Source organism: Kitasatospora putterlickiae (assembly GCF_039527695.1).
Taxonomy (GTDB): Bacteria; Actinomycetota; Actinomycetes; order Streptomycetales; family Streptomycetaceae; genus Kitasatospora; species Kitasatospora putterlickiae.
Window position 1 is genome coordinate 15,701 of sequence record NZ_BAAAKJ010000404.1, and the last position, 4,021, is coordinate 19,721.

The window sequence follows — 4,021 nt, forward strand, 5'->3', positions numbered from 1 at the left end:
CCGGGCCGGCCGGCTTCCCGCTCCGCGTGCCCCCGCCGTCAGGAGGGCAGCAGGCGGGCGCGGACCGTGGCGAGGTCGGCGGGGGTGACGCCGGCGGTGAGGAGGTAGGGGACGGGGTCGAAGCCGGCGAGGGTGGTGGCGAGGGCGGCTTCGGCGGTGGTGCCGGCTTCGGCGAGTGCGGCGTCGATGCGGCGGTAGGGGTCGGGGAGGCCGAGCGTGCCGTAGAGGGGGCGGACGTTGGGGGCGCTCAGGAGGTAGTCGGCGACGATCCCGGCGGGCTCGACGCCGGCGAGGGCGAGCAGGAGGAGGGCGGCGAGGCCGGTGCGGTCGCGGCCGGCGCCGCAGTGGACGACCAGGCCGCCGGGGCGGGCGCCGGCGATCGTGGTGATCAGCTCGGCGGCGGCGTGCGGGCAGTGGTCGAGGTAGGGGCGCAGGGCGAGCGGGGTGCCGTCGAGGTGGCCGTATGTCTCCCACCAGGCGGGGCCGGCCAGTTCGTCCAGGGGGACGCGGATCAGCTCGACGCCCTCGGGGAGCGGCAGGAGCGGCTTGTACTCCTCGATGTCGCGCAGGTCGACGACGGTGCGCACGCCGTGGTCGAGGAGGGCGTCCCAGCCTTCGGCGGTGAGGCGGTCGAGGTTGTCGGCGCGGACGATCGCGCCCCGGATGGTGCGGGCGCCGGTGGTGGTGCGCAGCCCGCCCAGGTCGCGGACGTTGAGGCAGCCGTCCCAGACCAGGGTGCGGTCCTCGGTGGTGGTCTGCGCGTCTGCCCGGCTCATCGGTTCCCCGTTTCCTTGTCGACGGGGTCCCGTTACCCCCTCGTTATATCTGGACTCCCGTCGGGGTGGGATGGTTCCTGGGATGGTCGGATGATCACTAGGGTGGCTGGGCCCGGTCGAAGGCCCAGAGCGGGCGGCCGAGGGTGTCCACGCAGCGCACGACGGCGAAGAGCTCGTCCTCGGCCGAGAGGAAGCCGGCGGCGACGCCGCGCAGCACGGTGCGCGCGGCCGCGTCGGCCCTGGTCCAGGCGCCGCTGAGGACGAGCGTGCCGTCGATCAGTTCGGCGCGCTGGATCCGGGCCACCGGGACGGCCAGCAGGGCGGCGTTGACGTGGTCCAGTTCGGTGGGGGAGAGGTAGGTCTCGCCGGACGTGGTGCCGCGCTCCCGTTCGGCCCGGCGGCGCAGCTCGGGCAGCCCGTAGTGGCGGACGGCGGCCACCGAGTCGTCCAGGGCGACCCGCCAGCGCGGACCGGGCAGCACCTCCCACCAGACGTCCTCGCCGACCGGCAGCAGTTCGCCGATCCGGGCCCGCCAGCACTCGACGCCGTAGACGGCGCGCGGGTCCGGGCGCGGGCCGGGGAGGGCCGTGGCGGTCCAGTCGGTGCGGCGCACCAGGCTCAGGTCGAAGGTGTAGCGGAGCCGGCCGTCGGCGCGCTGTTCGACCAGGCCGAGCAGCGCCCAGTGGGTCGGGTCGGGGAGGCTGAAGGTCCGCCGCCAGCCGGTGAGGCCCAGGAGGCGGAGCGCGGGCGCGAGGTGGTCGCGCAGGCCGCGCTCGTAGAGCTCGTGGGCGGTGGTCATGGCGGTCCCGGGGTGCTGGGGGCGGGGGCGACCGGGGCCCGCGGCGTTCGGGCGTGGGGGCGGCCGGAAATGGATCGTTCACGTATAACGTAGGTGAATGTCCGATTTGAACGCCCTAGACGAAGGCCAGGAGGTCTCAGGACCTTCGACCCGAAGGCCGATCGCGCCGGGATGAGCCGCCCGCTCCCCGGCGACCGGGCCCGGGACGGCGGGTAACGGTCCGAGCGCTCCGGTCCGGGACGTTCGCCCGGATGGCCCATGATGTGGCGGGTGCAGAGTGCAGAACGCCCCGGAGCGGGCACCGACAGCCCCGTCGGCCGGCCCGGACCGGTCCCGACGCCAGGCCTGCCACCCGGCCCGCCCACGGGAGCGGCCGCCGACCCAGTCGATCTGACCGAGGCCGTCCGGGCCGCGCGGGGCGGGGACGAGGCGGCGTTCCGGCTGCTGTTCCGCAGCGTTCAGCCGGGACTGCTCCGCTACCTGCGGGTGCTGGTCGGCGGACGGCCCGAGGACGCCCAGGACGCCGAGGACATCGCCTCCGAGACCTGGCTGCAGATCGCCCGGGACCTGGGCACCTTCACCGGGGACGGGGACGGCTTCCGAGGCTGGGCGGCGACCATCGCGCGCCATCGGGCGCTGGACCACCTGCGTGCCCGCCGCCGCCGGCCGGTCGTCGACCTGCCCTTCGAGTTCCTCTTCGAGCGGGCGGCGGGGGACGACACCGCCGGCGCGGCGCTCGCCGCCGTCGGCACCTCGGACGCGCTGGCGCTGATCTCCCGGCTGCCCCGGGACCAGGCCGAGGCGGTGCTGCTCCGGGTGGTGATGGAACTGGACGCGGAGAGCGCGGCGCAGGTGCTCGGCAAGCGGGCCGGCACCGTCCGGATGGCCGCGCACCGGGGGCTGAAGCGGCTCGCCAAGCTGTTGCAGGAGTCCCTCCCGGCGGCGGCCGCGGGCGGGGGCGCGGCCGCGGCGACCGCCGGGATCCCGGCCGCGCGGTCGGAGCGGGACGGCGGGCCGGCCGCTGAGGGGGCGGTCCGGAGGGGGCTCGGAAGAGCCAGGAAAAAAAATTCTCCGCAGGGTGTGACAGAACACCGGGCCGCGACGCTGAAGGACATGAGATGAGCACCAACCGATCCCGTCGGATCGACCGTGACACCGCCGAGCAGCTGCTCGCCGGTGCCGTGGGCGGCCCGCCGGCCGGGCGGGACGCCTCGCTCACCGGCCCGGACGGCAGCACTGGGCGTACGGGGGTTGCCCGTGTGCTCGCCGCCGCCGCGGCTCCGGCGACGCGGGGCGAACTGGCCGGGGAGGAGGCGGCCCTGGCCGCCTTCCGGGAGGCCCGTCTCGCGCCCGTCCCAGCAGTATCCGCAACCGCACCCGTCCGGAGACGTTCGATGGCAACCGCCGCGCTGACGAAGGCCTTCAGCACGAAGGCCGTCGCCGTCGTGCTCGGTGCCACGGCGCTGGGCGGGGTCGCGGTCGCGGCCGGGACGGGCAATCTGCCCTCGGCGTTGGGAGGCGGTTCGGACGAGCCGGACCGGCGCGTGGTCGCCCCGGTGACGTCCGCCCCGCCGTCCACCCCGGCCCCGTCCCGCGCGCCGGCCGGCGGGTCGACGGCCACGCCGTCCGGCTCCGGTCCGACCGGCGACGCGGCCGGCACCCCGTCGGGCACCCCGTCGGGCGGCCCGGCCACCGCCGGGCCGTCGGCCCCGGCGAACCGGCCGCAGACGCCGGGGACGCCCCCGTCGTCCTCGGCGGACGGGCGCGGACCGTCGAACCCGGTGGCGCACGCCGCGCTCTGCAAGGCGTTCAGCGACCGGGCGGGTGCGGGCGACCGCCCGCGCGCGCTGGTCACCGACCCCCAGTTCGGCGGGCTGGTCGCCGCGGCCGGCGGGGCGGACAAGGTCGAGGAGTACTGCGCCCGGGCCCTCCTGGGCGCGGGCAAGGGCGACCAGCAGGGCGACGCGGACCACCAGGGCGGGAACGGCCGACCCAAACCGGACGGTTCCCCGACCGGGTCCGTGAGCGGCGGCACCGGCACCGCGAGCGGTGGTGGCGCGGGCTCCGGCGGGAACGGCGGCGGCGCCGGCAAGGCGACCAAGGGAGCCGTCCCGTCGGCCCCCGCGGCCGCCGGCCCGGGTTCCGTCACCGGGTCCGTCCCGGCGTCGTCGGCCGCACCACCCCCGCCCCCGGCGCCGCCGGAACCGTCCGGGTCCGCCCGCCCCAAGGCCACCGAACGCGCCGACCAGCCCGACGAATCCCCGGCCAAGAGGTGACCCAGATCTCCGGATGGGCGACGAGCGAATCCCCCCGGGCCCGTCGCTCATCCGGACCGCTCCACCCCGCACCACCGCAGTAGCCGCAGTACCCCGCTCCACTCCGCACCATCGCTCCACCCCGCTCCACCCCGAGGACTCCGGGTGGCCGGTCGGCTCCCCCGTGCCCG

General features: G+C 76.8%; 4 protein-coding genes. 2 read left to right on the forward strand and 2 right to left on the reverse strand.

The window, feature by feature from the left end:
* Positions 1–38: 38 nt before the first annotated feature.
* The gene (locus tag ABD308_RS34455; RefSeq protein WP_344343790.1) at positions 39–776 is read right to left on the reverse strand and encodes a tyrosine-protein phosphatase; all 738 of its coding nucleotides are present in this window, start codon (positions 774–776) and stop codon (positions 39–41) included.
* A 97-nt stretch (positions 777–873) separates the two neighbouring features.
* Positions 874–1,575: a hypothetical protein gene (locus ABD308_RS34460; RefSeq protein WP_344343792.1), complete on the reverse strand. Its 702-nt coding sequence runs from the start codon at positions 1,573–1,575 to the stop codon at positions 874–876.
* A gap of 261 nt (positions 1,576–1,836) precedes the next feature.
* Between ABD308_RS34460 and ABD308_RS34465 the strand changes: the two genes are divergently transcribed.
* Positions 1,837–2,697, forward strand: a complete 861-nt coding sequence (locus ABD308_RS34465) for an RNA polymerase sigma factor (protein WP_344343813.1) — start codon at positions 1,837–1,839, stop codon at positions 2,695–2,697.
* Complete coding sequence (locus tag ABD308_RS34470; RefSeq protein WP_344343794.1) at positions 2,694–3,851, forward strand: hypothetical protein; 1,158 nt, start codon at positions 2,694–2,696, stop codon at positions 3,849–3,851. The genes ABD308_RS34465 and ABD308_RS34470 overlap by 4 nt, the downstream gene beginning before the upstream one ends.
* Positions 3,852–4,021 lie beyond the last annotated feature (170 nt).

Coding starts and splice junctions, on each gene's coding strand:
- ABD308_RS34455 (WP_344343790.1), bottom strand. CDS start 776: ATGAGCCGGGCAGACGCGCAGACCACCACCGAGGACCGCACCCTGGTC.
- ABD308_RS34460 (WP_344343792.1), bottom strand. CDS start 1,575: ATGACCACCGCCCACGAGCTCTACGAGCGCGGCCTGCGCGACCACCTC.
- ABD308_RS34465 (WP_344343813.1), top strand. CDS start 1,837: ATGTGGCGGGTGCAGAGTGCAGAACGCCCCGGAGCGGGCACCGACAGC.
- ABD308_RS34470 (WP_344343794.1), top strand. CDS start 2,694: ATGAGCACCAACCGATCCCGTCGGATCGACCGTGACACCGCCGAGCAG.